Source organism: Paenibacillus sp. MER 180, assembly GCF_023713665.1.
GTDB classification, from domain to species: domain Bacteria; phylum Bacillota; class Bacilli; order Paenibacillales; family Paenibacillaceae; genus Paenibacillus_B; species Paenibacillus_B suaedae.
On sequence record NZ_JAMAVT010000004.1, the window covers coordinates 54,984 to 78,781 of the forward strand.

32 protein-coding genes and 2 pseudogenes are annotated in these 23,798 nt (G+C 38.0%); 8 read left to right on the forward strand and 26 right to left on the reverse strand.

Annotated features, from left to right (window positions below; all coding sequences use genetic code 11):
* Positions 1–86: 86 nt before the first annotated feature.
* The 3 genes from M3661_RS07580 (at position 87) to M3661_RS07590 (ending at position 3,183) form a co-directional block, all read left to right on the forward strand.
* Positions 87–1,220, forward strand: coding sequence for a helix-turn-helix domain-containing protein (locus tag M3661_RS07580; RefSeq protein WP_251483325.1), 1,134 nt, complete (start codon positions 87–89; stop codon positions 1,218–1,220).
* 131 nt (positions 1,221–1,351) lie between these two features.
* Complete coding sequence (locus tag M3661_RS07585) at positions 1,352–2,686, forward strand: XRE family transcriptional regulator (RefSeq protein ID WP_251483328.1); 1,335 nt, start codon at positions 1,352–1,354, stop codon at positions 2,684–2,686.
* Positions 2,687–3,000: 314 nt separating this feature from the next.
* Positions 3,001–3,183, forward strand: coding sequence for a hypothetical protein (locus tag M3661_RS07590; protein WP_251483329.1), 183 nt, complete (start codon positions 3,001–3,003; stop codon positions 3,181–3,183).
* 203 nt (positions 3,184–3,386) lie between these two features.
* Here M3661_RS07590 and M3661_RS30680 read toward each other — a convergent pair whose 3' ends face one another.
* The 10 genes and pseudogenes from M3661_RS30680 to M3661_RS07635 form a co-directional block, all read right to left on the reverse strand.
* Positions 3,387–3,512, reverse strand: coding sequence for an aspartyl-phosphate phosphatase Spo0E family protein (locus tag M3661_RS30680; RefSeq protein WP_397376504.1), 126 nt, complete (start codon positions 3,510–3,512; stop codon positions 3,387–3,389).
* 261 nt (positions 3,513–3,773) lie between these two features.
* Positions 3,774–4,472 (reverse strand): ATP-binding cassette domain-containing protein, encoded by a 699-nt coding sequence (locus tag M3661_RS07595; RefSeq protein ID WP_251483330.1) that lies wholly within the window; start codon positions 4,470–4,472, stop codon positions 3,774–3,776.
* Positions 4,473–4,491: 19 nt separating this feature from the next.
* Complete coding sequence (locus M3661_RS07600) at positions 4,492–5,208, reverse strand: hypothetical protein (protein ID WP_251483331.1); 717 nt, start codon at positions 5,206–5,208, stop codon at positions 4,492–4,494.
* Positions 5,209–5,226: 18 nt separating this feature from the next.
* Complete coding sequence (locus tag M3661_RS07605) at positions 5,227–6,462, reverse strand: M16 family metallopeptidase (protein WP_251483332.1); 1,236 nt, start codon at positions 6,460–6,462, stop codon at positions 5,227–5,229.
* A 21-nt stretch (positions 6,463–6,483) separates the two neighbouring features.
* A complete protein-coding gene (locus M3661_RS07610; protein WP_251483333.1) occupies positions 6,484–7,554 on the reverse strand; it encodes a YcaO-like family protein in 1,071 nt (356 codons plus the stop codon).
* 11 nt (positions 7,555–7,565) lie between these two features.
* Positions 7,566–8,555, reverse strand: a complete 990-nt coding sequence (locus M3661_RS07615; protein ID WP_251483335.1) for a YcaO-like family protein — start codon at positions 8,553–8,555, stop codon at positions 7,566–7,568.
* Between the two features lie 26 nt (positions 8,556–8,581).
* Positions 8,582–9,385, reverse strand: a complete 804-nt coding sequence (locus tag M3661_RS07620) for a nitroreductase family protein (protein WP_251483350.1) — start codon at positions 9,383–9,385, stop codon at positions 8,582–8,584.
* Positions 9,378–10,244 carry an McbB family protein gene (locus M3661_RS07625; RefSeq protein ID WP_251483361.1) on the reverse strand — a complete coding sequence of 289 codons (867 nt, stop codon included), beginning with the start codon at positions 10,242–10,244 and terminating at the stop codon, positions 9,378–9,380. Before M3661_RS07625 ends, M3661_RS07620 begins: the two co-directional genes overlap by 8 nt.
* 97 nt (positions 10,245–10,341) lie before the next feature.
* Positions 10,342–10,542, reverse strand: a complete 201-nt coding sequence (locus M3661_RS07630) for a hypothetical protein (protein ID WP_251483363.1) — start codon at positions 10,540–10,542, stop codon at positions 10,342–10,344.
* A gap of 278 nt (positions 10,543–10,820) precedes the next feature.
* A pseudogene (locus tag M3661_RS07635) lies at positions 10,821–11,161 on the reverse strand (transposase); the annotation flags it as partial.
* A gap of 51 nt (positions 11,162–11,212) precedes the next feature.
* Between M3661_RS07635 and M3661_RS07640 the strand changes: the two are divergent.
* A complete protein-coding gene (locus tag M3661_RS07640; protein ID WP_251483365.1) occupies positions 11,213–11,449 on the forward strand; it encodes a hypothetical protein in 237 nt (78 codons plus the stop codon).
* A gap of 342 nt (positions 11,450–11,791) precedes the next feature.
* Here the strand turns inward: M3661_RS07640 and M3661_RS07645 are convergent, their stop codons facing one another.
* Complete coding sequence (locus M3661_RS07645; RefSeq protein WP_251483368.1) at positions 11,792–12,796, reverse strand: carbon-nitrogen hydrolase family protein; 1,005 nt, start codon at positions 12,794–12,796, stop codon at positions 11,792–11,794.
* 182 nt (positions 12,797–12,978) lie between these two features.
* Between M3661_RS07645 and M3661_RS30685 the strand changes: the two are divergent.
* A pseudogene (locus M3661_RS30685) lies at positions 12,979–13,080 on the forward strand (hypothetical protein); the annotation flags it as partial.
* Positions 13,081–13,288: 208 nt separating this feature from the next.
* Here M3661_RS30685 and M3661_RS07650 read toward each other — a convergent pair.
* Both M3661_RS07650 and M3661_RS07655 read right to left on the reverse strand, forming a co-directional pair.
* On the reverse strand, positions 13,289–13,588 hold the full coding sequence (locus M3661_RS07650; RefSeq protein WP_251483372.1) for a hypothetical protein: 300 nt from the start codon (positions 13,586–13,588) through the stop codon (positions 13,289–13,291).
* A 154-nt stretch (positions 13,589–13,742) separates the two neighbouring features.
* Positions 13,743–14,006 (reverse strand): hypothetical protein, encoded by a 264-nt coding sequence (locus tag M3661_RS07655; protein ID WP_251483378.1) that lies wholly within the window; start codon positions 14,004–14,006, stop codon positions 13,743–13,745.
* An 850-nt stretch (positions 14,007–14,856) separates the two neighbouring features.
* Here M3661_RS07655 and M3661_RS07660 point away from each other — a divergent pair.
* The gene (locus M3661_RS07660; protein WP_251483381.1) at positions 14,857–16,041 is read left to right on the forward strand and encodes an IS256 family transposase; all 1,185 of its coding nucleotides are present in this window, start codon (positions 14,857–14,859) and stop codon (positions 16,039–16,041) included.
* Between the two features lie 579 nt (positions 16,042–16,620).
* On the opposite strand, the gene M3661_RS07665 is transcribed toward M3661_RS07660, so the two are convergent.
* From M3661_RS07665 to M3661_RS07695, 9 genes are all read right to left on the reverse strand, one after another.
* Positions 16,621–16,962, reverse strand: coding sequence for a hypothetical protein (locus M3661_RS07665; protein ID WP_251483384.1), 342 nt, complete (start codon positions 16,960–16,962; stop codon positions 16,621–16,623).
* Positions 16,963–17,072: 110 nt separating this feature from the next.
* Positions 17,073–17,375 carry an RHS repeat domain-containing protein gene (locus M3661_RS07670; RefSeq protein WP_251483387.1) on the reverse strand — a complete coding sequence of 101 codons (303 nt, stop codon included), beginning with the start codon at positions 17,373–17,375 and terminating at the stop codon, positions 17,073–17,075.
* A gap of 302 nt (positions 17,376–17,677) precedes the next feature.
* Positions 17,678–17,959 carry a hypothetical protein gene (locus M3661_RS07675; protein ID WP_251483390.1) on the reverse strand — a complete coding sequence of 94 codons (282 nt, stop codon included), beginning with the start codon at positions 17,957–17,959 and terminating at the stop codon, positions 17,678–17,680.
* Between the two features lie 354 nt (positions 17,960–18,313).
* On the reverse strand, positions 18,314–18,679 hold the full coding sequence (locus M3661_RS07680) for a dihydroorotate dehydrogenase (quinone) (RefSeq protein WP_174808206.1): 366 nt from the start codon (positions 18,677–18,679) through the stop codon (positions 18,314–18,316).
* Positions 18,680–18,695: 16 nt separating this feature from the next.
* A complete protein-coding gene (locus tag M3661_RS07685) occupies positions 18,696–19,079 on the reverse strand; it encodes a hypothetical protein (protein WP_251483393.1) in 384 nt (127 codons plus the stop codon).
* A 185-nt stretch (positions 19,080–19,264) separates the two neighbouring features.
* Positions 19,265–19,573 (reverse strand): Hint domain-containing protein, encoded by a 309-nt coding sequence (locus M3661_RS07690; protein WP_251483395.1) that lies wholly within the window; start codon positions 19,571–19,573, stop codon positions 19,265–19,267.
* Positions 19,574–19,647: 74 nt separating this feature from the next.
* On the reverse strand, positions 19,648–19,821 hold the full coding sequence (locus M3661_RS31025) for a hypothetical protein (protein WP_483874657.1): 174 nt from the start codon (positions 19,819–19,821) through the stop codon (positions 19,648–19,650).
* A gap of 26 nt (positions 19,822–19,847) precedes the next feature.
* Entirely contained in the window at positions 19,848–20,078 is a 231-nt protein-coding gene (locus tag M3661_RS30690; protein ID WP_397376499.1) for an IS3 family transposase, read from the reverse strand.
* Between the two features lie 247 nt (positions 20,079–20,325).
* Positions 20,326–20,478 (reverse strand): hypothetical protein, encoded by a 153-nt coding sequence (locus M3661_RS07695; RefSeq protein WP_251483398.1) that lies wholly within the window; start codon positions 20,476–20,478, stop codon positions 20,326–20,328.
* A 340-nt stretch (positions 20,479–20,818) separates the two neighbouring features.
* Between M3661_RS07695 and M3661_RS07700 the strand changes: the two genes are divergently transcribed.
* Entirely contained in the window at positions 20,819–21,130 is a 312-nt protein-coding gene (locus tag M3661_RS07700; protein WP_251483401.1) for a transposase, read from the forward strand.
* Between the two features lie 41 nt (positions 21,131–21,171).
* Positions 21,172–22,050 carry an IS3 family transposase gene (locus M3661_RS07705; RefSeq protein ID WP_251483999.1) on the forward strand — a complete coding sequence of 293 codons (879 nt, stop codon included), beginning with the start codon at positions 21,172–21,174 and terminating at the stop codon, positions 22,048–22,050.
* 69 nt (positions 22,051–22,119) lie between these two features.
* Here the strand turns inward: M3661_RS07705 and M3661_RS07710 are convergent, their stop codons facing one another.
* The 4 genes from M3661_RS07710 to M3661_RS07720 all read right to left on the reverse strand — a co-directional run bounded on the left by M3661_RS07710 (position 22,120) and on the right by M3661_RS07720 (position 23,795).
* On the reverse strand, positions 22,120–22,428 hold the full coding sequence (locus M3661_RS07710) for a hypothetical protein (protein ID WP_251483403.1): 309 nt from the start codon (positions 22,426–22,428) through the stop codon (positions 22,120–22,122).
* A 327-nt stretch (positions 22,429–22,755) separates the two neighbouring features.
* Positions 22,756–23,007 carry a transposase gene (locus tag M3661_RS30695; protein ID WP_397376500.1) on the reverse strand — a complete coding sequence of 84 codons (252 nt, stop codon included), beginning with the start codon at positions 23,005–23,007 and terminating at the stop codon, positions 22,756–22,758.
* Positions 22,961–23,176, reverse strand: a complete 216-nt coding sequence (locus M3661_RS07715) for a hypothetical protein (RefSeq protein ID WP_251483406.1) — start codon at positions 23,174–23,176, stop codon at positions 22,961–22,963. The genes M3661_RS30695 and M3661_RS07715 overlap by 47 nt, the downstream gene beginning before the upstream one ends.
* 244 nt (positions 23,177–23,420) lie before the next feature.
* Positions 23,421–23,795: a hypothetical protein gene (locus tag M3661_RS07720; protein WP_251483408.1), complete on the reverse strand. Its 375-nt coding sequence runs from the start codon at positions 23,793–23,795 to the stop codon at positions 23,421–23,423.
* Positions 23,796–23,798 lie beyond the last annotated feature (3 nt).

Here is a 23,798-nt window from a genome sequence, read left to right on the forward strand (position 1 = left end):
CCAAGAAAACCAAACATCCCCATTCAACAAAATGCATGGTAAAATATAGGGAGATATGATTGAAAATGAGAGTAGGTGCATACAAGTTGGCAAAGATATTGTCCATCGGTGAGTTAATACATAGTTATAGGCGCAATAGCGGCTTGACTTTAACGCAATTAGCGGAATCTTCGGGCATCCATATAGGCACAATATCCAAAATTGAAAACGAATACGTCAAAAGGCCGGAATATACGACGCTCCGTCCGCTTGCCGAAGCCTTACACATACCGTTGGATACGATTATCGAACTGTACATAAGCTCTGACAAAAGGGCAGATACCCTCCTGCATGTAATGCAGGATGTGATTCAGCATTTAGGCTCCGCAGAGATGACGCGAAAAGTAGGCGCCAAATTCCTGGCATCACCCAGCGATGACAGCCACTCCTTAGTCGAACGTCTATATGGTTTCACAGCTACCGTGGAACACAAGGAAATTCGCTTGGCCTTGTATCAATTGATCGCTGACTACTCACGCGACCACGGTATTATGCCGTTTCTGGCAAGAGGACTTTTACAGGTGTACTTAATAGAACGGGACGATTTTGCTCGGCTTCGAGATGTATACGACTGTTACAAACATATCGAGATGTACGCGCATTTTTTGAGTGCAGAAGATCGCATCATGTTCTACTACAAGCTAGGGATTCATGCATATAATTTATATCTGTATCCACAGAGCATCGAGCTTGCCCATCATGTGATTCAGGAAGCTGAGCCTGACAATCAATACTACGTTCATGCTCTTGGTATATTGCGGGGGGCGTACTTTCAAATCGGGGATTACGACAATTCTGAATATTACACTCACCTCTACTCACAGTATGATGGCCCTTACATCAAAGAAAATACGTTACTGATCAAAGCACAGCTTCATGCCAAGAGAGGAAATACAGATTTGGCGATAGCCCAACTCACTTCTTTGTTAGAAACGTGTGATCAGAACACAGCTCTGTTAGCTTTGAATCAATTAATGATTATTTATTTGCAGGAGCATCGATTACAAGAAGCCAAAGATTTACTTTCCTACCCCATCGACCCACAACACATCATTGACAATAATCCCAACACAATTTCACAACTAGCTGAATATTATCACCATCGAGCGGAATACTTCTCGCTGTTGGTTAATTTGAGAGGGGCGTGTCCGAGTTGCTCGGAGGCTCGTTTTCTTTCATAATTGAACCTTGTGCGTCTAGAAAAACATTGCATTTCACTAAATCATGAAAAATTTCCGCTTATCTCCATTCGACAAAGATAATGGTAATATATAGGTAAATACGATTGAAAATGAGAGTAGGTGCATACTGGATGACACAGGTATCGTCCATCGGTGAATTAATACATAGTTATAGGCGCAATAGAGGAATGACTTTAGCGCAATTAGCGGAATCTTCGGGCATCCATATAGGAACAATATCCAAAATCGAAAACGAAAACGTCAAAAGGCCGGAATATACGACGATTCGTCCCCTTGCCAAAGCCTTACACATACCGTTGGATGCGGTTATCGAACTGTACATAAGCATTGATAAAAGAGCAGATACCCTGCTACATGTAATGCAGGAGGTGATTGAGCATTTAGGCTCTGCCGAGCTGACGCGAAAAGTAGGTGCCAAATTCTTGGCATCGCCCAGCGACGAAAGTCACTCCTTAGTCGAACGTCTATATGAATTCACAGCCACCGTAGAACGCAAGGAAATTCGGTTAGCCTTGTATCAATTGATCATTGATTATTCGCGTGACCACGGTATTATACCGTTTCTGGCAAAAGGGCTTTTTCAGGTGTACCTCATCGAAAGGGATGACTTCTCCCAGCTCCGTTCAGTGTATACTAGCCGCAAATATATTGTGGAATATGCCCACTTTCTAAGTTGTGAAGAAAGAATCGTTCTGTATTACAAATTTGGTGTTCATGCATTTAATTTATTTTTATATCGAGAGAGCATTGATTTCTGCCTTCATGTACTCCAAGAAGCAGATGCAGACAATTGGTACTACATCAATGCGCTTGGCATATTACGCGATTCTTATTTCTATCTTGAGGATTTCGACAAGTCCGAATATTACTCACAGAAGTATGAAAAATATGACTACCCACACATCAAAGCATATTCATTGCTTATGAAAGCATCATTAAACGCCAGAAGAGGAGACTCCGAAGTAGCTATCGAACTGCTTAAGAACTTTCTGAAAACATGCAGCCAGGAGGATTCACTTCTAGCAATCAATCAGTTAATGAAATTATATTTGCGCGGCAACCGGTTCGATGAAGCAAAAAAACTGCTTACATATCCAATTAATCCACAAACCATTATCACAGATAACCCCAATGTAATTTCACAGTTAGCCGAATATTATTATCACCGAGCCGAATATTTCATTTCAGTTGGTGATCTCCATAAAGGAATATCTGAATTTCTGGAAAGCGCATTACAATATACAAGAGTTAATGATATTGAAAACGAATGCATCAATCAAAATAAAATTAATAGGCTTAGGCAAGAATTAATTAATCTTGCAAATAAAAACGAAAATCTCACTGATGAAAATGTAGTTCGGATAAGCCAACAACTGGATATTTATATACTGGAATTTCAAATGGAAAACATGAAAAGAGCTAAAAAGAGAATCGGTTCAATATGATAGATTTGCAATCCATCCTTCCTATCCGAAAAGATAGCATTAAATTGAAAATCCGCATACAGAGGATCTTCAACGCCAACCGTAGGCAGGAGATTTCGTCTAGCCGATTCATATTTCATCTCCCCTATTTCACACAGCCTTTGACAGGTAGACAATCCTCTTCAAACAACAGCCTGACCCGCTTCATCTTGGCGGAATCGATTCGTATCGCTATATACTGAAGCTTGCGTGCACCGCGACCATTCGCGCTTCGATGGACAATAGCCCGGTGATACGTTTTATTGGCCCACGCATGCTTACCTTCCTGGAGCAAAATGAACGCTAACGAAGCGATTGAACCAATCGAATGGGATATGATGGACAATCCGTTTACAGAATTGGTACTAAATCGTGTTCACCAAGGAGTCGTTGACATTCCAGATGGATCCGGCATCGGACTGGTTATCGATGAGGAAATGCTCAGTCATTTTCGCTGGGACGGATCGCGTTATTGGTAGCTGCATGTGAGCCTTACCTTGCTTGCAATAAAAAAGGGCGAAGCACGGCTTCGCCTTTCTCACAATCCGGTTCTAATTAGAAATTAACCATTACTAAGAGATATGATGAGCGCAAACATGCTAAAATTACAGGTTATAAATGTCGACACTACTTGTAAGTGGAATTGAATATATCCGAATTTTTTGCACCACTCAACATTCCTTTATATAGATTTTTTGTTTTTTGATAGTTTAGATTTCTGATACTTCACAAGGTAAATGTCCAATTCTTGGCTTAACTTCACAACCGTTTCATCAACGAGGCTCTTTTTTTCTGCTGCTTGCACCATTTGCTGCCGAATGGTTTCTATTTTGCATATCAAATATTCGGATTCGTCCCAAAAGAGTAGAGACACAATAATCGCCCCTCCCTAATCATTTGATAACTTCATTAGAATAATTGCTTCTGGTGCAAATTTATCACGAATTTCCTCCAATCACTTGATCTTAATTTTAGGAAAATTTACAAAATAAAACTTTTCCAACAATAAAAAAAGGATCCCTACCATAAGGATCCTCTTGGGCTTCTCAAATTCTATGCTATTAATGCTTTACAAAGATGTAGCTAAATCGAATGCTTGATCCGGGTCGTCGGTATCATGCATTTCCAACCATTTGTCAATATCCCCTTCATAGCAAATTTTCCCTTTATGAAGAAGGATCATGTGGCAATCAAGATGCAACAGTTCGTTCAATTGGTGAGTGGAAATCACCACTGCCTTTTTCTGTGCTACCAAGTTATTAACTAGATTGAAAATCCTTTTCCTTGACGTCGGATCGACTCCGCTCGTCGGTTCATCCAACAAATATAATTCCCGCTCGATTTGTGTAAGCATCATAATAAACAACCATTTCCGCTCGCCAACCGACATTTTCCCGATTTTCAGATCCCACAGCTTTAGTAATAAATCTCTTTCCCTCTCATCATCAGACATAAAGTAATCCAAGGGGTTGGAGTTTGCCCGTTGATAACCGATCCGCTTAATAAACTTCAGGAAATCCTTCCCTTTCAATTCTGGAGAGAAAAAAACCGATTGTGTAACGTATAAAATATCGTCCATCCCGGGAAAATCCATATTGCCTGATTGCGGACGCAAAATGCCGGAGATACAGTCAAACAATGTTGTTTTTCCCGCCCCATTCGGACCGACTAATACATTAATTTTATCCGGATGCAATCGAAAACTGACATCCTCAAACAAAACCCTTTTTGCTTTCTTGTATGTAAAGGTAATATGTTCTGCCTTCATACCATTCCTCCTGCCGTCCTTATCTTTGTACATACGAGATAAGGTTCATTTTTTTGAACGATAGCGCACCAACGAGTAAATAGAGGAAACCAACTGCTATTAGCGAAAAATGAATCGTACCAAAGCTAATAGCCTTATTCATTTGATATACAAAGCTAAACGGATTTATTAGGTTCCAAATCGAGGATACATGCTCATCTTTAAAGGCCAAAATAAATAATGGGTATAAAATGATATTAATTACGGTACCAAGATTGCCTATTTTGAGCGGAAGTACAGTTAGAAAAAGAGTAAAAAGTCCGAAAGGGATGCTTATGCATATTAATAAAAAAGATTGAGCAACGAGATCAAAAGAAAATACATTGAAATAAAGTCCAACAATTAAATTATAAAGCGAAAGACTAAGCAGACTAAATATGATCTGAGTCAAAAAAGTAGCGATAACAAATGGAGATTTACTCCCGGAGATTAAGATGTACGTCTTTAACAGCCCATATTCGCGCATTCGGGCAAGCTGTAATCCGATTCCATTTACAAACGATGCAATGATAATATAGCACCAGAACCACTTCATATACCAAATCTTGCTATCATGAATAGATAGGCTGTCCGTGGTACTTTTTTGAAAAAAAAGCGTAACAACTACAGGAAGTGCCACCGCCCACAGGAAAACAACCTTCTCTGACAAGAGGATTTTTAAATTCAAGACCGTAAATCCATAAATTTTTTTGAACATGATTTCACTTCCTTCTCTTCAATTCGATAGGAGTATAGAGTAAGAAGGCTCATCGTGGAGTTGGTTATTTGCAAAAGCATTCAGGTTTTCGACTGTTAATTCTTCAAATAATGCGAAGGATTTATCAAAATCAAATACATCCAAGTGTTTTTCTGTTTCTATGCCTAGTAGTAAGCGCTTACCCGATTCTAGCATTCGGTACTGATTATTTTCCGAACTGAATATCATATGACTCTTTATTGTATTGATTGCTCTCAAGAAATCACCGTCAGGTATACCTTTCTGAACCACATGGTATATTGTACTTTTAAAAACGCTAAGGATTCTATCCATGCCATTCTTGAATGGACTTGAAAGTTTAAACAGTAATACACCCCCTTCTTTATATAAAACAGCGCTCGCATGTAATGAATATACTAATCCCTCTTCGCCACGCATTTTTTTTGCTAATACGGACCTAGAGCCTACCCCGAGTATTTGGACAAGAGTCAATAATTTCACAATGTCCTTATGTAAATAAGAAATTGTCGGGTAACCGAAGCAAAAAAAGTTTTGATATGTCCGCCTGTAAGTGATTTCCTCAGCTGACGTGATGATAAGTTCTGGAATCGAACGTTTATTATTTTTTGTTTTTTTTCTAATATTACTTATAATATTTTTTATTTTCTCGTCTTGCATACCGCCAATTACTTTGCCTGAGATTGAGATTACCATTTCTTCGGTAGAAAAATGACCATCATAGTATTGTTCCAAATCAGCTGTTGTAATCCCTTTTATATTGTCTTCACTACCTAAAATATCCATCGAAAGTGGATGGTCATTGAACATAGTTCGTATTAAATTTGACTGAACCGTTTCGTAGAAATTATCTTGATATCTGGCTATTTCACTTTGTATAACTTTTTTCTCCGTTTCAAGTTGTACATCTATAAATTGTGGATTAAGTAAAATATCCAATAAAATGTTTGTTACCCGAGTGCAATATTCAGGTAAGCACTTAGAGTAAACACATAGATACTCTTTTGTGGTAAATGCATTTATGGATACGCCAGTGTCTTCTAACAATTCCACAACCGTGATACCATCTTTTTCTTGTTTTATCAACAAATGCTCAATAATATGAGAAATACCGCTATTTGATTTATTCTCATACTTAGAACCCATTTTCAGAAAAAAACCTATAGAAACGCTGGTTGAGCTGGGCATGTTATCTATAATAAGACGAACACCATTGCCGAATCTGAATGTTTCCATAATTACCTCCCAACGATTCCTTTACGGAAATGGAATCATTCGATTTCGATTTGGAAATTGTGATTGATCTTTATTAAATCTTAGCCTTGATTCTTCTTCCGTAAATTTTTCTGGATACATGTGTGGATAACCTGTTGGAGAGAAAACCTTAATAATTTTTGAAGAAAAACCATTATAAAATGTAGGGATATATACTCCATAAGGTGAGAGCGATAAGTCTTCTGAAACGGTTTTTATAATCTCGGAAACCTTTTTTGTCTGTCTGGGTTCCTCTATTAATTTTATGTTTAGGCTTTGCCTCCCCCATAAATAAGAGTACTCCTCTTTCATCTTTTTAGGAGATATTCGATTATAATTACCCTTATAAAGTCCATCATTTCCGTTTACGACGTACTCTTCATACATATTTACATTCGCTTTTGTCCACTTACGCCCAAAAGTTTGGATCGCCTCTTCAAGTGCCCCCTTGACAGCATCATCAAATCGAAATCCAGCCTTCAAACCTATTGTTTTATAATACCCGCCAATGCCAAGAACTAATATAACCGGTATCTCCTTATGAAGAGATATATCGAAAATAAACAGCTCATCAACAAAACCTTTTAACTTACCAATCAAAAAATGCACTTCTTTATTCGTTATTGTCTCCGTACAAACCCACTGTCCCGCCGACTTCGTAATCCAATTGTAAATCAGGCTTTGCCTCTCAAAGAATTCTAAAAATGCCGAGTTTACTGCGTCAATAGAATTGATGTGTGATGCTAACCCGCAAGAGTCAGTGAAATTCTCTTCACTTTTAAAAATGACTTTGTTTTTTTGTATCTTATATTCTTGTCCTGTAATCAAATGAAAGGCTGATAAATAATTTGTTTTTTTGTAAGGATCGTGAGATACTGATTGACGTTCAATCCATTCTCCGATTGCAGATTTCAATACTTGCTTAAATCGAAAGTGCGCGTTATGACCATTGGCTTCCGAATTATTACTTGAACGAACAAATACTTGCTTCGTATTATTTAAAAATATTGACTGATCTACAACCCACAAATCGCCAATAAAAGGATTTCCTTTTTTATAGTTTTTTACTAGCACAGTACACCTCCTTATATGACCAAACATTCTGGATAAGACTCTAAATTACTAATTGTCAATTTAGTAACATGTTTATTAATATCACAATCCAAATTAATAAGTCGCTTAATAGGAATATGATTATACAAATTTGATGAATAAACTTTCACACAATTCAAGAAAGGAAACGTAGTGTTTTTCAAAAAAATCACATGTAAATTATCAATCCACTCTGGTAAATATTCGGCAATTTTTGTATATATTGTATCCGAAGAAGGAGAAATTGTACAATCAGTAATTGAAAACGAAGACAGATGCTCAAGGGCTCTTTCATTCATGCTTTTACTATTGATTCCATCTTCATAAATATCAGTTCTCCGCAACTGCCATTTCAACAGGTACGCCTCTCTAATCGAGTGATTTAAAGACTCTTCAAAGTTACATGATGCCGCCACACCACTAGAAATGATAATATTATTCTTTACCACAATACTTATAATTACTATAATTGGAGCGAAAACGTCATTTTTGAAGATCATTACTTTACAATCTTCCAAATATAATTTCTTATAATATAGGTTATCCTGAAACAAGGTATTAGGAATTATGCTTCCTATTTTTCCATACCAAAAAGTAAATAACGCATTTTTTTCGAGTAATTCTAAAATAGCTTTTGTAACTGCAATAGATGAATCGTAATGAGCAGCCGTCCCAGTAGTATCGATAGCTTGCATTTTATCTGATCTATAGATGGTTCGTTCAAAGGGTAAACATGAGGGTTGCCTACTAATCAGTTCAAAGGTAGGCACCATATTACCTATAAGTGGATTCCCCCCTGCCATTAATGATTTTCTTTCCAAAGATTCCGAAAATGTTTTATATAAAGATAATCGTTTCGTTTCACTTATAGCATTACAGCCTGTTGGACTGATATATTGATTTCTGATGATACTACCGAGATACAAAAAGGATTTATAATCTTTACCGTTGATAAATCTGTTCTCCGGTATATTAAACTTCAACTGATTTCTCAGTATGTACAGTATGATTAACTCATCCTTCCAAACCACTGTATTAAAGCTACAGGGCATATCCTTGGATTTAAGCCTAACAGGTACGTTAATGCATTATCATCAAATCCGGACCAACAAAAGTCCCCTAAAGATTGATTTAAATCCAATATTGACTCACGTAAAGATTGAGCCATTGTTCCGACCTCTATTAATGCATGTCTGTACCCTCTTCTTTTGTATTTGGCTATTGCTCTTGGAATATCGATGGCATATGCAATAAAATAATTTGAATACATCCTTCTTTCCCACGAGTTTATTGTTCCTATTAAGGTTTCAAAATCCTCATCGCTCCATTGTTTTATTAATTTTATAGAATTATTCTTATTGTCATAAATATATGACCCTCGCGGATAATCCAAATTATCGACCTCTAAAATAACCAAAACTGGGAAAACAGAGTAAAGGCCTCCGCCAGAGGGATAACGTTTGGATGTAGATTCAGCACTTCGACCAAATGATAAATGAAGAATTTGACTCAGAAGGGATAAACCAAGCGGTTCATTAAGCTTAAAACTCCTGATGCTTCCTTGATGATTAATCTTTGTCACGGGAGGTAGATTCACTTCTAATTCAAAAAAGTTAGGTGTAATGTCTGTATTCTCGACCTGATTGAGCCATAGAAGTATCTCCTGATTATATGGAGAAATGCTACTACCGTTTTTAACTATTGTTGAACTCTGATGAAATTTCATTACATCATTGAACGAATGATTGTCCATAATTTTATAAAGCATTAAATCCCAATAGTCACTTTGATTGGTGATAACGTACTTATTCATAACAATCACACAACTCCCAGTGGATACTAATATCTTTAGCCATCTTTTTGGTTTGCAAGTCATACATGACCGAATAATTGATATCTTCCAGTGCTTCATTAGAAAATAAGACATTTCCTTTTGAACGGAATATCAACCTGTCTAAATAGTTAAAAATCATCGTTACAATAGAATAGATATCAATCACATTGAGTGAAGTTTCTACTTTAAAGTTGGGTTCTTGATTATAAAGCAGATCTATCAAATTTTGATAAGTAAGTTCCCCGAACTGGCTGGTCCGTAATTGAGATTCAATGTGACCCATGTGACATAGGTGACAGGGCTTCTTCCATTTACAATAATATAGCGAATCAATGTAAAAGCTATTATTATATGTATATGTCATCAACAACAAGTTCCCGTTCTTTTTCGTTTCGGATACAATTTCTGTTGCCAGTTTTTTATCATAGGGATTTAAAAATATAATATTAAGAAGATTCGAATTTTTAGCTCCTAATGGAGAATCGACTATAGAAAAATCGATATCAAAATCCGATAAATAGTTGCTCATATGCTGCTTCATATTATGTGCAACAGCTCTATTATTTGTAAAAAAATGAACAGTAGATACATTAAAGCTATATTGTATCTTGTGTTGAATAATTTTATATCTTAGCAAAAATTCTATTGATTGATCACAGTATTCGCTAAAGTGTTGTCTGATTTCCTCCTCAGAAAGATCAGTGTTTGTCTTTGTGTCAAGAATTTTAATCCAATCCTTCATTTCCTCATTATTAATCATCACTATACCAGCTTGATTTTGCACAACGACATCCCCGCTTGGCAATTCATGATAAATGAAGTTTCCAACTGTATACATTTTATTACTATTCACCCCTTATTCAAAGTTTCTTACCTTTATACTATCCTTAACTTATTTCTTAGAGGCTGTATAAGATTACAGCCTCTAACTTTCCTTACAACTTGATTTTTTTAGCCTGTGCAGCTCCCCCTCCTTGTCCACAGCAGGTTGTACAGCAGTATGTGTCACCCTCCATCCTTAGTTCTTGCACACCAGTGAGAACGCCAACACCAAATAAGTTATTTCCTTCCTGATCTTCTACATTAATAATATATGGCTTATGTTCTTTCTCATCTTTTCCATAAACGACTTCCATTGTTTTCACCTCCCTCTTTTTAAATGTCTGTATAATAACTCTCATTCCAAATCAATTTTCAAAACTCAACAGATTGGAATTTGAGTTTATACACCTATCTCATTCTGGAGCCCATATGAAGCTAGAAAAACAGCAATAAAAAGTTTATCCCCATTCCGTTTCACGTTGAACGCTCTCACTTAATGGCCGCTTCCTGTTACAACCTTATCACGATTTTCCTTTAATCTCCTTTTTCTTTATTTAGGAAAATTCGATAAATCTTATCGTCAAAAAGACACTTATAGAGATCCCTGCAAAAGTTCACTTTCTTCATGAAAAACTAAGCTGTCAGAGAAAACGAGCTCTAGAATTGCTTCTAAAGCCCGTTTCGTGTTTAGAAAACATATTTGCACCCAGCAAGCGATCACCGTTACCTTGTAAGGCTTGCATTCTTTCTTTTTTCGTTCATAGTACGTTACTAACCGTTCATTACTTCCTTGCGAAGTCCACATTGTACAGCAAGAAACAACGGTCTACGTAGACTCTTTGAGCCCCTCTTCGTTATCCGGTTGCTACTAGCTGTAAATTTCCGTGAGCTATATACACTCGGATTCAGTCCGGCGTAGGCTATTAGCTGCTTCGTCCAAATCAGCCAGCTTCTAGACATTTACATACTGGAGCATCAAAAGAAATGCATGAAAAAATCCTCTATAAAAATATAAAAGGAGGATTGCAAAACATAATCACGAAAAATAATTTGGTAATTGCAGTACTCACTCTCTCATTAGGTTTAAGATTTGCGACCGGAGCAATACTTGCTCTTGCTCATGCGGATGAATCCGCTTCGAACAACATTTCAGTCTCGGCTATGGACAAACAGGATCAATCAATATTCACCGAATTTGTCAGTTCCAGTGGCGACAAATAAAATGTGTATTACCAAGCGGTGTTTCTGCGCTTCCGCCAATTGCGATCATGCCTGTCTTTGAAAAAATCACAAAGTAATTTCGAAAAATAGCATAATGCCAACCCGGCGTCGTTCAGATGCCGGGTTTTACGTATTTTCATAATACTTTTTGTCTGGTCTGCCACAGCTGATGAATGGGCCGATCAGAAAGTTATGAGATTTATAACCACATGCCCTTTTGCCCATGCCACGTGCATGAAAATAGAAGCGTCTTGAACATTATCTGACGGATGTTCAAGACGCTTTCATGTCATCTCACTTTATTAGATTAGTGCTCTTCTTTGCTTTGGGAGTGTGACAAAATTAAAAGGAAGCATTTTCACCTGAAAAGTTTCGACTGCCAATCTGTAGATTGATTTCCTCATAAGTCATTTTCTTAGTCTCGTTATCTCCAAACTTACGAACAACAGGTGTCGGATTTTGATTAAAATTCATACTTAAGCTTTGGTTAGAATAGTGACCAGCAGGATCGATGTAATATTTATAATCAATTATTTTTTCTATATCTATATCAGCATAAGCGATTCCTTCTGTTTCTGCAGGAATCATATCGCTAATTGGTTCTCCATCAGGTCCATAAATACAAGTATGTCCGCTCTTGAATGTATCGAAGTATTCTTTTTGTTCAGGTGTTAAACAAATCATACTTTTCATTTCTTCCGAATAGATAGATGATGTCATTAAAACAAAGGTTTGAGTTGAAATAGCATAGTATCGGCTTGAGATTTCATCATCAAAGTATCCTGGCCAGGAGGCTACATGTACTTGTTCATTTTGTGAATTCATTGCAAGCAGATTTAAAGGAACCTGGTGTTCCCAACACATCAGTCCACCCAAATTACCAAGCTCCGTTTTAAATACGGGCATCAAGCTTCCACTTCCGTCTCCCCATATAAGTCTTTCAGCAACAGACGCTCTCATCTTTCGATGTTTTCCAATCAAGTCCCCCTTGGGATTAAACCATAGTTGAGTTAAATATAAAGATCCACCATCTTTTTCACTACAAGAAATACATACGTAAGTTTCGTGTTTTCTAGCTGCTTCACTTATTTTTTGAATAGCTAAGCTAGGAATCTCAACTGCATTTTTGTAGAGATCATGATAGAATTTTCTTGTATATTCTGGATGACCAATAAATGCAAACCAAGGATAACCGGGAAGAAAAGCTTCGGGAAAAGCAACTAATTTTGCATCATTAGATGCTGCTTCAGCAATCAATTTGCAAGATTTTTCAACTGTTGCATCTAAATCCAAGTAAATAGGTGCAGCCTGGACAGCCGCTGCGCGGTATTTAGGATAATTTCCCATAATAAAACTCTCCTTTTGTAATTATTTATAATTATTTAAGTGCAAATAATTATTTAATTACAAATTAACACTTAAGAATTCAATTGTAACCATCCACTTTCCACATTTTTCCCCATCCACTTTCCATTTTTGTTAATTTGATCAAAGAGAAATACAAATAGCCTTCAGCAGAAACTGGAGTTAATGATTATGTGAACGGGTACCATAAACACCGAATTCATGGAACACTAGGCTATATGAGCCCAGTTGGTTACAAAAAATTGACCCTTAAGAAAGTTGTCTAGTTTAGTGTTGACAGTCCACCATATAAAAAAATATCATAGGGGGTTAATCAGGGTTAGCCTCTTTTGGGATAAGCCACCCGATTCATTCGGTACTGAGTGGGGTAAAAGTAAAGACCTTGAGAATCTCCATCCTCAAGGTCAAACCATCAATTTTATTTAATAATTGAGACGCTTTGTTTTATTGCACTTTGTTTTAATTGTTTCTGATTTATGGTGACCAATTCCACGTCCTTTTAGCATATTCAACGATAATAAAACTTAATCCCCCTTCAAGGTCAGATGTCTCTGCCCTTATATATTCACCTTGTCCAAGCATTTTACCTAAAATCAGTAGGGTGTATTTATTTTCCTCTCTTTCGCCATCTAATTTTATTATTATTACTGAAGAATCTTCCTCAATCTTTGTAAAGAACGGAAAAAAACAATCAACGCCCTTTAAATAATCCAGTTTTAAGCCTAGCGATTCACTTAACTGAATTATTTCTTGTTTATGCTTTTCAAAATCCACTTTTACCCCCCCTGAGAACTCCTGCAATGTCAAATATCTTTCAGTTTTCCAGTTGAAATCTGATGTATAACATTTTTCATCGTAGCTTCACTAACGCCGGTTGAAATATTTTTTCATCAACTCTATCTCGATAGTTAACTAAAAAATAAACGTGTTAAGACCAACCATGCAGATCTACGGAAATCGGAGACAATTTAATAAGTTGGTTAATTAATGTATCTAAATCCACATATTCATTACCAGTATAATTCAAATCTATCATTTTATCTTTGTAGTAGATAGAAACATCCCACCCATCCATAACGATTTTCTTTTTGGAAGTATCTCTCTTTTCTGCAATTCTATCTAATACATCGAGCAGAGCTTCAGATTCTTCAAAAGTTAGTTTCTTTTTCTTCGTATCTATTACTTCATTCATGAAAAAATCCGAATCAATAGTTTGATATTTCCGTACACCTAATGAAACTTCGATTATTTCACTTCGTTTTAATACAAACAAATATGTTTCATCAAGTACTGAAGTAGGGTATATAGCAATTTTCGTTATTACATCATCAGTATCTTCTTTTGAATTATTACTTAAAAAATAAAACCCTAATAAGCTCCTCTCAGGCGTAATCCATGCTCTGCTCTTATATTGTTATCAGTTTTGATAGTAATGAACTTGGGAATTCCCACTTGGACTTCTGGTTTTAGAGTACCATTTTTTGTGAAGGTAGAACCAGCCACTTCATTCAGAAGTTGATTATTTAGCTTCGGTGCAGTAGTAATATTATCTGCACCAGTTTTACCTGTCCCCTTAAGCTTAAATACCTTTTCCATGGCAGAAATATAGAATTGATCTACGCTTTTTTCGAAACTTCTATTCGGATACCGGTCATTCCTTAGCTCACAATAGCTGGACGAGAGTAGCTGCTTGTCCCCTTCATTTAATTCTCTGGCCTCTACCTATCCTCCTTTTTCCGTTACCCAGAATGGATGCTCCGCCGCACTGGGTGGGGTTTGCATTCAAGAAAAAAGAAAACCACATGGAGTTGTTACACTCGCATGTGGTCTAGTGAAAAACCATCATGATTAATAATAATCATCTTCAATAGCATATCTTAATATATATAACTTTATTCCCTTAAACCATAAACTCTTTACATTTCGTACATCTCCATGAGAGCGTAAAATATCTTGTGTAAATAGATAAATAGCAAAAAGGAAGACCTTTTCTTGTAGAATTGAGCTACCACACTACAATCCATAGAAAAGAGGTCTTCCTTATGAATCATTTTACATCAGATTTGGTTCAAGCTCTAGTCACAAAACAGGATGTGACTGAAGTTTTTCGCAGTCATCTTGAGGCAGCTATGAATCGCTTGTTAGAAACGGAATTAACCGCCTTCTTGGACTATGAAAAATATGACCGTATTGGAGTGAATTCTGGAAACTCTCGTAACGGCGGATACATACGTACACTTCATACCGAATATGGAGACCTGCGGCTTCAGATCCCACGAGACCGTAATGGAGAGTTTAAGCAGCAGACCGTGGCTCCCTATAAACGTTCCAACGACACGCTCGAATCGTTTGTCATCTACATGTTCCAAAAGGGCGTAACGATGACGGAAATCGCTGATCTTATCGAGAAAATGTATGGTCATCACTACACCCCACAGACGGTATCGAATATGACAAAGGCAATGGCCCAGCAAGTCGAATTCTTTGCAAAACGTGCACTAGCCAAGCGGTATGTTTGCGTCTACATCGACGCTACCTATATTGCAGTTAGACGTGAAACGGTCTCCAAAGAGGCCGTGTATATTGCAGTCGGTATTCGTGAAGATGGTTCTAAGGAAGTATTATCGTATACCATTGCTCCAACCGAATCGGCCTATGTATGGAATGAGCTGTTAGTGGACGTGAAGGAGCGTGGTGTAGAAGAAGTCTTGTTGTTCATCTCCGACGGATTAAAGGGCATCGTGACAGCAATTGAGCAAGTATATCCAAAGGCAAAATACCAATCATGCTGCGTACATGTAGCACGTAATATTGCTCATAAGGTACGTGTGTCTGATCGAGCAAGCATCTGTGACGACTTCAAAGCAGTATATCGAGCAGAAGACGAGCAGTCTGGGAAAGCTGCTCTAGAGACTTTTTGTGATAAGTGGAAAGCTGTTTATCCCAAGGTAATTAAATCTCTGCGAGAGAACCCATACATCTTTACGTTCTATAGCTTTCCAAAGCCAATTTGGAAAAGCATCTATTCAACCAATCTCATTGAGTCGTTTAACAAACAAATTAAGAAGTATACAAAGCGAAAAGAGCAATTTCCACATGAAGAGTCACTAGAGAAGTTTCTGGTATCGCAGTTCGAGAGCTACAACCAGCGGTTTGCTACTCGATGCCATACTGGCTTTGACCGAGCACGTGCTGAACTCCAAGCTATGTTCAGCATTAGAGACTAATACAGTCTTCTACAAGAGATGGATATTTTCATTTACACAAAATTCTTGACGCTACCATCTCCTCCATACATCATATCGGAGTGAACTACTTGGAAAGTATATCAGTTTAACATAAAGCACCGAATACTGAACCAATGAAGCAGGGGCAATTTCCCCACTATGACGCATAAAAAATTTCATCACCTTTTGATCCAGTTGATTTACTTCCTCCCTTTTTCATCAACATTCTAGACAAAAAAACGCTTACGTTTTGCTTTGCTACATTCCTATGAAGGGTGTTAGATCCACTGAATACTGTTTTAATACATTTTGTATAATAGCAAAAATAAACAACAAAACAAATGAAATCAAAATGTATTTAAGCGTACGAAAAAAAGCTACGAGCATAAGCTGCTTCTCTTCCGCAATATAATATACGCCATTTCCTCCAACTAGCATCAAACAAACAGCAACTAATTTTATTGGAATTAAGTAACTCCAAGTTGGAATGCCCGTTCCAGCAATAGATATTAGATATCCTATTAAATAGAATGGCAAGAAATATTTTAACCTTTTACTAATCGAAATCCCACCTTTAATTTAGTATGGAAGCATGCCTTTCGTAGTGAAGTACATGTTAGTTATGGATTGAGAAATATCTGCTACCCCACTAGCTAACAATGCAGTATTAACTTGAACTGTTTTGTATACATGCCCATTACTAGTGTAGTAAGAAATGTTCATTTTACTGATATTTCCTTCCACTACAGTATATCCGACATTAACTCCGTTTTTTGATAATTTATAAGAACCATTAGCATTATTAATTACTGTTCCACTTTGTGTTGCAAGGCTTTTCGCAGTCATTCCTAATGATAGTATTCCTAATCCTAATTGATAATAATTGTAATACTCTTCTCCATTACTTGGGGAGGCTTTCATAAACATTTGTTGCTTAACAAAGTTAAGTCAGAGTGTCGAGAAAGTCCCTTGGACTTTTCGAAACTTTAATTTTTATGTGGTGTCTCTCATCTCATAAAATAAAAATCGATTTAAAACGCTCTGAGAACCGACTTTTTGATAAGAACTTCACGAATTTTGATAGTTCTATAAAATTCTACTTTTCCTTCTGCTACTATCTTCGCTCTATCGTCATAGTAGTAACGAGTCGTTACGCCGCCCTCGGTGCGTTCCACCAACAGGTTGTCGCCGTTGTAGCGGTAACTGACGGCTTTTCCGTCTTCCGTCGTCACTTGGGTCAGGCGGTTGCGGCTATCGTATGCATAGCTGGCTCCCTTGATGTTCGGTACCTGATCGCTTTGTAGGGTTCTGCTGCCGTAGATTGTACGTATCATATGGGTCTCAACAAAAACAAACTAGCTTGAGGTCGTGTCTCAATAAATCCATACTCGTTTGCCAACTCAATAATCTCTTCTTGTGGTTCAAATCCTTTTATCAACTTCCTACTCAACTCCGTTCCCCTCCAATTTTTCCAGTTTTGCTCGTTGGGATTCCAATAGCTGTTCCGTTTCCTGTATTTGTTCCTTTGCTCGTTGTACCATTAGCACAGCTTCACGTTCTGTTTCTTCCAGTTCTATATGTTGACGGGCTAACACTTTTCGTTGTGCTGGACAGTCTCTCGCAATCTGGAAGCTTCTCATGCCAAGCTATCTATGTGGCGAAGAATTTCCAGTCTTGGGTGTCCGTCCTTCTGAACTGCTAGATGCTTAAAATAGTCAGCCTGTTCCATTAGCTTGCTTATCTCTGTTGGTTCTTGTGGATTGGTACTGCCAGAGCATCTCAACTCGTCCGTCTGTTGCCGTAACTCTCGTGCTTTCTGACAGTATCCTCTTACTTCCTCCATTATCCTCTCATACTCTGCTTGTGCCTGAGCAATTAAACCCAATGTCTCCTCTACTTCCTGTGCCTGTTTTGCCATTTTCCTTTCCCCTTTTGAATTTGGGCATGCAAAAAAGCCCATTCCTACTCATAGTTCAAGTTGGAAAGAGCATTTGAAAGTTTATTAAGTGGTTGAAAGTAGTTTAGTGTTTGGTTTGTTGAGTGTATTGTACGATCCTGCTAACAGAAAGTAAACCGCAATTATTACATCCGTCTTAGTCTGCTGAGATAGGTGCTTTTAACAAACGAAGTGACGAATTCTTCATACGGGTATTACATGGGCTATATGTGTTATCGGTTGAATGATGGGCTAAATCGACATTAGGTAGCCCCACCAAAGAAAAAAACCTTGAAAGGCACGAAACCAATCAAGGTCTTTCGTAATCAACAAGGCTTAGTCATACGCAATCCATACTTCTCCATCTATGGATTGCGCTTCATGAAATAGTTCAAATATGCTTTGATAGACAGTTAGTGTCTCTTGATCTAATTCTGTTTTATTGGCACTTTGAAGATTGTTCAACGCATCGCCTAAATCAGGTATTCTCCATGGCGACTCTTCAAACCAAGCGGTATCCGTATGATAGTAATATGAGAGCCCACTCCACCCGTTTTCATTAGGTTGTATAGCTGCCATAATTGAATCAAAATAACCAATCCAAGCCTTAAGCTGAACTTTTTGATTCTCGGAATTCTCGAAATAGAAGATGATCTCCGGTTCACCCTCAAATCCAGTATAAAAGTCTTTAATTATTTCCATTTGACACCTCCGATACTTATGGAGCTGACCAATGACCTGAACCTAAGAGCGCTTGTTGTTCATGCGTCGCTACTCCATTTTGTCTCACACTTACCGCATCCTGCCACTGTTTCATAGCTGTCCATTGATTATCGCTCGTCAAAATATGTTGTTGCTTTCTTGTTGTTTGGCTTCCTGGAGTTGTTCTTGTAACAACCCAAGTATTCCCTTGATCTGCAGGTGCACCAGGAGTTCTTGTATGCCAACGTGCTTCATACTTATAAGTTCCATCAGACCAATTATATTTTATTTGATCATACCCATTCTTAGCCTGTTCTACCTTAACAGCATTACCAGGGATCTTTATTGGACTTGAATCAATAAGATTTCCCGTCCCCTTAGGCTTAAATGCCTTATCCATGACGGACTTATAGAATTGGTCTGCGCTTTTTTTCGATACTTCTATTCGGATGCCGGTCGTTCCACGGCTCACATTCGCTGGACGAGAGTAGCTTGTCCCCTTCTTTTAAGTCTCTGGCCTTTACCTATCCTCCTTTTCCGTTACCTAGAAAGGATGTTCCGCCGTCGTTGTAATCGTTGTTCCATTCACATTGTTACCGGATAGATTTCGTCTGTGACGCGTTGAATCAATTCCTCTTCGGGAGGATATCCTACTTCCCCAGTTTCTTCATCCTTGGTTTGTACGATATCCCCAACTTGAATATCCTCGATGGCTTCGTACCCTTCAGTTGTTTTTATCTTTGTACTCGCTGAGAAGCACAGCATGGAACATCCTGCTAGAGCTTGGAAATTACCACTTGGATCCACGTACATTAACGGATTATTCGATACATACATATACTCAAGCTTAGCTACGACGTTGATGAGGGTTGGATTCTTACGGGACATGCTCATGGTAATGCCTTTTGCTTTTATTGCTTCTTGATAAACCTGAGACGTGTATACACTTCCTTGATCGCTGTGAAGCATCATACTGAACGTACCGGAAGCTGATTCAGCGTATCAAGAACAAAAGAAGTGTCTTGCTTGTCTGCTATACTGTATGCCACGACCTCTCCGTTATACAAGTCTAAAATGCTTGATAAGTATAGTGTTTTTCCGCCGTAAGGCAAATACGTAATATTAGTCACCAGTTTTTGCATCGGAGCAATTGCTTGAAATTGTCGCTTTAACAAGTGTTCCGCGACACTGGCTGTCCAGTAGGTTTGCGTTTCTTCACTTTAACTCGGCATTGTAACCCTTCATGTTGCATTATTCGCTGTACACGTTTGTGAATAATCTGCTGTTCCATTCGAAGCAGTGGCGTGATCTTTCGGTACCCATAACGGAATTTATTTTCCGTACAGAGCTCACGAATTTTCTCGACGACATTATCTACGCGTTCAGCTCTGCCAGACAATTTCCAACGATATTAATTAGCTCGGGAGATCCCTAACCACGCACAGGCCTGTGTAATACTTATTTCTCCTCGAATGGACTCAACCCAAGCGATGACTACTTCAGGTGACACCTCCTTTCCAACTCCTTGTACTTTTTAGAACCTCTAACTGCTGCTTAAGAAAACGATTCTCTCCTTTCACTGATAGACATTTTGGGCCTTTGCCGTAGCTGTATTGCTTACCTACTGGCTGCTCCAGGGATGGAGTTCACCTTCCCGATAACCATTTCATCCAGACTTTTAACTGAGTCACATTTTTGATGTTTAGTTCGTTCATTACTTCTTTCACAGGAATAACAGCTAATCTCATTTCGATTGCTTTCAATTTTACTTCCACCGGGTAGCTCACTCTAGTTGTCAACGCAAAAACACCTCCAAGTTTGTCTCCCTTATCTTACGGTAAAGGGTGTTTCTCTTGAAGGTGTTTTGATTTGTCTCACGTTTTGGGGTCAGTCCCTAATTCAAGTTGGAAAGAGCTTTTGAAAGTTTATCAAGTGTTTGTCAAGATGTTTAGTGTTTGTATTGTACGATTCTTAACCTAGAATTGTACAATAGCTTATAAAAATTTTTAGTGACTCCACTAACAAAATGAACGATAGACTAAAGGCCAATTAAAACAATCATATCTCATAAGCCCCTTAATGATCTTGGACACTAAGAGTGTATATGAATTACACTAATAGTTGACAGGGGATGATGAAATGAAACGAACGAAACATTCAACAAACTTCAAATTACAATTGGTGAAAGAAGCACTGGAGACTGGAAATAAAGCGGCGGTTGCTCGCCGCTATGAAATAGCAACGAATATGCTCCATCGTTGGATTAATGAATATCGCGATGGCAAATTCGGTGATGTTCAAATGGAACAAATCCCGGAGTTCGACTCCAAAGCAATAGCTGAAGAAAATGATCAGTTGAAAAAATTGCTTGGAGAACAAGCGTTGGAGATCGCGATTCTCCGTGATCTTATAAAAAAGAAAAACCCTCACTTGCTGAAAAAATTGAAGTAGCCGATTTCTATATTGAACAAGGGTATAGCGTCCAGCTCATTCTGCGACTAGCTAACATTCCACGCTCAAGTTATTACTATCATAAGAAAGCACAATTACGCAGTAAATTAGTGAGTGAGGGACGCCCAGCACCTGGATTTTCGCAGCTTACAAATGGAAGCACGATATCCGATGAACAGATTAAAGAATGGCTGATGAATCTTATCGCTAGCGATGGAGCCAATTATGGTTACCGTAAATTGACGGTAGCATTGCGAGAACAGCACAGGCTATGTATAAACAAGAAGAAAGTATATCGACTGTGTAAGGAACTGGGGATCCTAAAGCCACAACGGCAGAAACGAGTTCGATTTCCGAAAAAGATTGCTTCAAATCGAACAATAACGAATTCTAATCAACTGTTTGAAACCGATATAAAGTACGGTTATATAGCAGGTGAACAGCGATTTTTCTTCATACAATCCATTATTGACGTCTATGATCGTGCAATTGTAGCCTATCATATTGGCCTTCGATGTGAAGCCAAAGACGTAGTGCGTACCATACAAGCCGCTTTGTTTAAACGCCAATTATTTGGCTCTCAGACGGTGCCAGTAATTCGCTCAGACAACGGCCCACAGTTCGTATCAAGCACTTTTGAGGAAGCATGTATCGACTTTGGTATGGAGGAGCATGAAAGAATACCGCCTAGAACACCGAATATGAATGCCCCTATTGAGTCTTTTCATCGAATCTTGCAAGATGATTGTTTGAATAAATACGAATTTCAAACTTATGGTGAAGCCTATCAAGTGGTGTCCGAATTCATACGGTTCTATAATGAACGCAGGATTCATTCCAGTATTAGGGATATGGCGCCAGAGAAATTTTACAGCCAGAATCAGGTGGAAGCGATTCCAATTAAAATGGTTCGAGTCTAAACGAAAATGAATGAATAAGCTAGAATTAGTGTCTATGTGTCCAAATTTATGGGGTTAATCCGATATTACTTACGTCTGACGTTTCTTTAATTCATATCTAAATAAGTCCTTAGATTTATTGACGATGCTCTCTAAAACAGTTGTATCTACGAAACCAAAAGAAGCAAACGTCTCTTTAAGCCCCTTTAATTGAGCGTATGATGTTAGTAGTTCAGTTCTAGTTACATCTGCAATTGTATTTTTCTCTTGGATTATATCGAGCAAAACCCTGAAACATATTATTTCACTTCCATCAACAATCATTGCCTCAGTTCCATCAAATAAAACTTCAATTTCATCAATTTCTTCATTGGAGAAATATTCAACTAAATTATTCATTACTCTTGCCTCATTTCAGTTTCTTTAAATCAATGGTATAGTCTACAATCTTCCCAGGATTAGCAGAAGTAGAGCCTGAAACTCGCATACCCTGAATGTTAAGGGTCTCAAATCCCTGATTTTTCGCCATTCGGCTAATTTCCTTCTGCCATTGAAGAATATTTCTGGGACCAACTGCATTTTTTATATCCCCTTTAGAGCCTGTCCAAAGTGTTAAATCTGCTTGAAGAGAACAAGGGAACGGGCTGATCAGAAGCCCAGGATTGGAAGTGAATGGGAGAATTGTGCGAAAAGATCACAGATGACAACTGTCGTGCTTCCTGCACCTCATTTAGGACAGACCCCTCGCTTGGAATTCTTCAACTGTAAGGCCTGAGCGATGAGGTCAAACAGAATTGCATAGAACAATTCAGAGCTGACCTTCGCCCGAAAGTTGCTCAGCGAACTGTGAGTCGGCACCTTTTCGATGTTCGGAACACCGATGAAATTCCGCCATGCCTGATTTTTCGGTTCTTTCAGTTGACTTTCCAGTTCACGAAACGAGGAGATCTCCGGGCGGGTAAAGTACAAATAATGCATCCGAAAGCAGACTCTTGGATCTATCGGAGGACGCCCGCCATCCTTGTAGAGGAGCCAATGTCTCCAGCACAATCGAATCATCGCCATGATCGATATAATCAATAAGTTCCGCATCAAATCCGAGTGTGTTATAGTAGTGGCAGGGCATCAGTTCAAGCTGCAAGTCCATAAAAATGCACCTCGCGTAGGTTAATGGTTGTAGGAGTACTTCCATTTTACCATTTTTCGCATAGGTGCATTTTTATTTTTTATACCCATAGAGGGTACATTTTGAACAGGCACTATTAAGAAGTAAACTGTCTATATTTTTACACAACACTTCTAAATTTCATTGGGGGTAGTTATTGTACAATTGTATCTACTACTATCATAAAGTAGTGCCCAAGTGAGACAGTTAACTTTGAATGATTTTGTTATTCTGTTAGGATACTATATGATATTTCCTTCGCCGCAATTAAACATCCAAAATTACTTGGATAATCTTCAGGCGTAAATTTAAAAATATAATGTAAATACTCAACTTGAAACTTTTCACTAATCTCTCTTTCAGCCTCACCTTCAAGCACTGTTAAGATTGTATCTTTTGTGTCCGTCTTCCACATCATTGGAAGAGATACGAAAAATACCTCCTTAAACTTGATTTCAACATCTGGATAGCTAAGGCTTAAACCGCCATATAATGAAATCTCTCCATCTTGATATTGCTTTATTTCAAAATCAAACCACAGGCCTCTTTTTATATAATCATTAATTTCTCGGACAACTCGTCCTACCTCTGCTAGATCCATCTT

What these genes read in the sequence shown, in the direction of transcription:
- M3661_RS07585 (WP_251483328.1), top strand. Translation starts at nt 1,352, where the DNA reads ATGACACAGGTATCGTCCATCGGTGAATTAATACATAGTTATAGGCGC.
- M3661_RS07590 (WP_251483329.1), top strand. Translation starts at nt 3,001, where the DNA reads ATGAACGCTAACGAAGCGATTGAACCAATCGAATGGGATATGATGGAC.
- M3661_RS30680 (WP_397376504.1), bottom strand. Translation starts at nt 3,512, where the DNA reads ATGGTGCAAGCAGCAGAAAAAAAGAGCCTCGTTGATGAAACGGTTGTG.
- M3661_RS07595 (WP_251483330.1), bottom strand. Translation starts at nt 4,472, where the DNA reads ATGAAGGCAGAACATATTACCTTTACATACAAGAAAGCAAAAAGGGTT.
- M3661_RS07600 (WP_251483331.1), bottom strand. Translation starts at nt 5,208, where the DNA reads ATGTTCAAAAAAATTTATGGATTTACGGTCTTGAATTTAAAAATCCTC.
- M3661_RS07605 (WP_251483332.1), bottom strand. Translation starts at nt 6,462, where the DNA reads ATGGAAACATTCAGATTCGGCAATGGTGTTCGTCTTATTATAGATAAC.
- M3661_RS07620 (WP_251483350.1), bottom strand. Translation starts at nt 9,385, where the DNA reads ATGAATAAGTACGTTATCACCAATCAAAGTGACTATTGGGATTTAATG.
- M3661_RS07625 (WP_251483361.1), bottom strand. Translation starts at nt 10,244, where the DNA reads ATGTATACAGTTGGAAACTTCATTTATCATGAATTGCCAAGCGGGGAT.
- M3661_RS07630 (WP_251483363.1), bottom strand. Translation starts at nt 10,542, where the DNA reads ATGGAAGTCGTTTATGGAAAAGATGAGAAAGAACATAAGCCATATATT.
- M3661_RS07640 (WP_251483365.1), top strand. Translation starts at nt 11,213, where the DNA reads ATGCATGAAAAAATCCTCTATAAAAATATAAAAGGAGGATTGCAAAAC.
- M3661_RS07645 (WP_251483368.1), bottom strand. Translation starts at nt 12,796, where the DNA reads ATGGGAAATTATCCTAAATACCGCGCAGCGGCTGTCCAGGCTGCACCT.
- M3661_RS07655 (WP_251483378.1), bottom strand. Translation starts at nt 14,006, where the DNA reads ATGAATGAAGTAATAGATACGAAGAAAAAGAAACTAACTTTTGAAGAA.
- M3661_RS07660 (WP_251483381.1), top strand. Translation starts at nt 14,857, where the DNA reads ATGAATCATTTTACATCAGATTTGGTTCAAGCTCTAGTCACAAAACAG.
- M3661_RS07665 (WP_251483384.1), bottom strand. Translation starts at nt 16,962, where the DNA reads ATGAAAGCCTCCCCAAGTAATGGAGAAGAGTATTACAATTATTATCAA.
- M3661_RS07670 (WP_251483387.1), bottom strand. Translation starts at nt 17,375, where the DNA reads ATGATACGTACAATCTACGGCAGCAGAACCCTACAAAGCGATCAGGTA.
- M3661_RS07675 (WP_251483390.1), bottom strand. Translation starts at nt 17,959, where the DNA reads ATGGCAAAACAGGCACAGGAAGTAGAGGAGACATTGGGTTTAATTGCT.
- M3661_RS07680 (WP_174808206.1), bottom strand. Translation starts at nt 18,679, where the DNA reads ATGGAAATAATTAAAGACTTTTATACTGGATTTGAGGGTGAACCGGAG.
- M3661_RS07685 (WP_251483393.1), bottom strand. Translation starts at nt 19,079, where the DNA reads ATGGATAAGGCATTTAAGCCTAAGGGGACGGGAAATCTTATTGATTCA.
- M3661_RS07690 (WP_251483395.1), bottom strand. Translation starts at nt 19,573, where the DNA reads ATGAGCATGTCCCGTAAGAATCCAACCCTCATCAACGTCGTAGCTAAG.
- M3661_RS31025 (WP_483874657.1), bottom strand. Translation starts at nt 19,821, where the DNA reads ATGCAAAAACTGGTGACTAATATTACGTATTTGCCTTACGGCGGAAAA.
- M3661_RS07700 (WP_251483401.1), top strand. Translation starts at nt 20,819, where the DNA reads ATGAAACGAACGAAACATTCAACAAACTTCAAATTACAATTGGTGAAA.
- M3661_RS07710 (WP_251483403.1), bottom strand. Translation starts at nt 22,428, where the DNA reads ATGAATAATTTAGTTGAATATTTCTCCAATGAAGAAATTGATGAAATT.
- M3661_RS30695 (WP_397376500.1), bottom strand. Translation starts at nt 23,007, where the DNA reads ATGCATTATTTGTACTTTACCCGCCCGGAGATCTCCTCGTTTCGTGAA.
- M3661_RS07715 (WP_251483406.1), bottom strand. Translation starts at nt 23,176, where the DNA reads ATGGACTTGCAGCTTGAACTGATGCCCTGCCACTACTATAACACACTC.
- M3661_RS07720 (WP_251483408.1), bottom strand. Translation starts at nt 23,795, where the DNA reads ATGGATCTAGCAGAGGTAGGACGAGTTGTCCGAGAAATTAATGATTAT.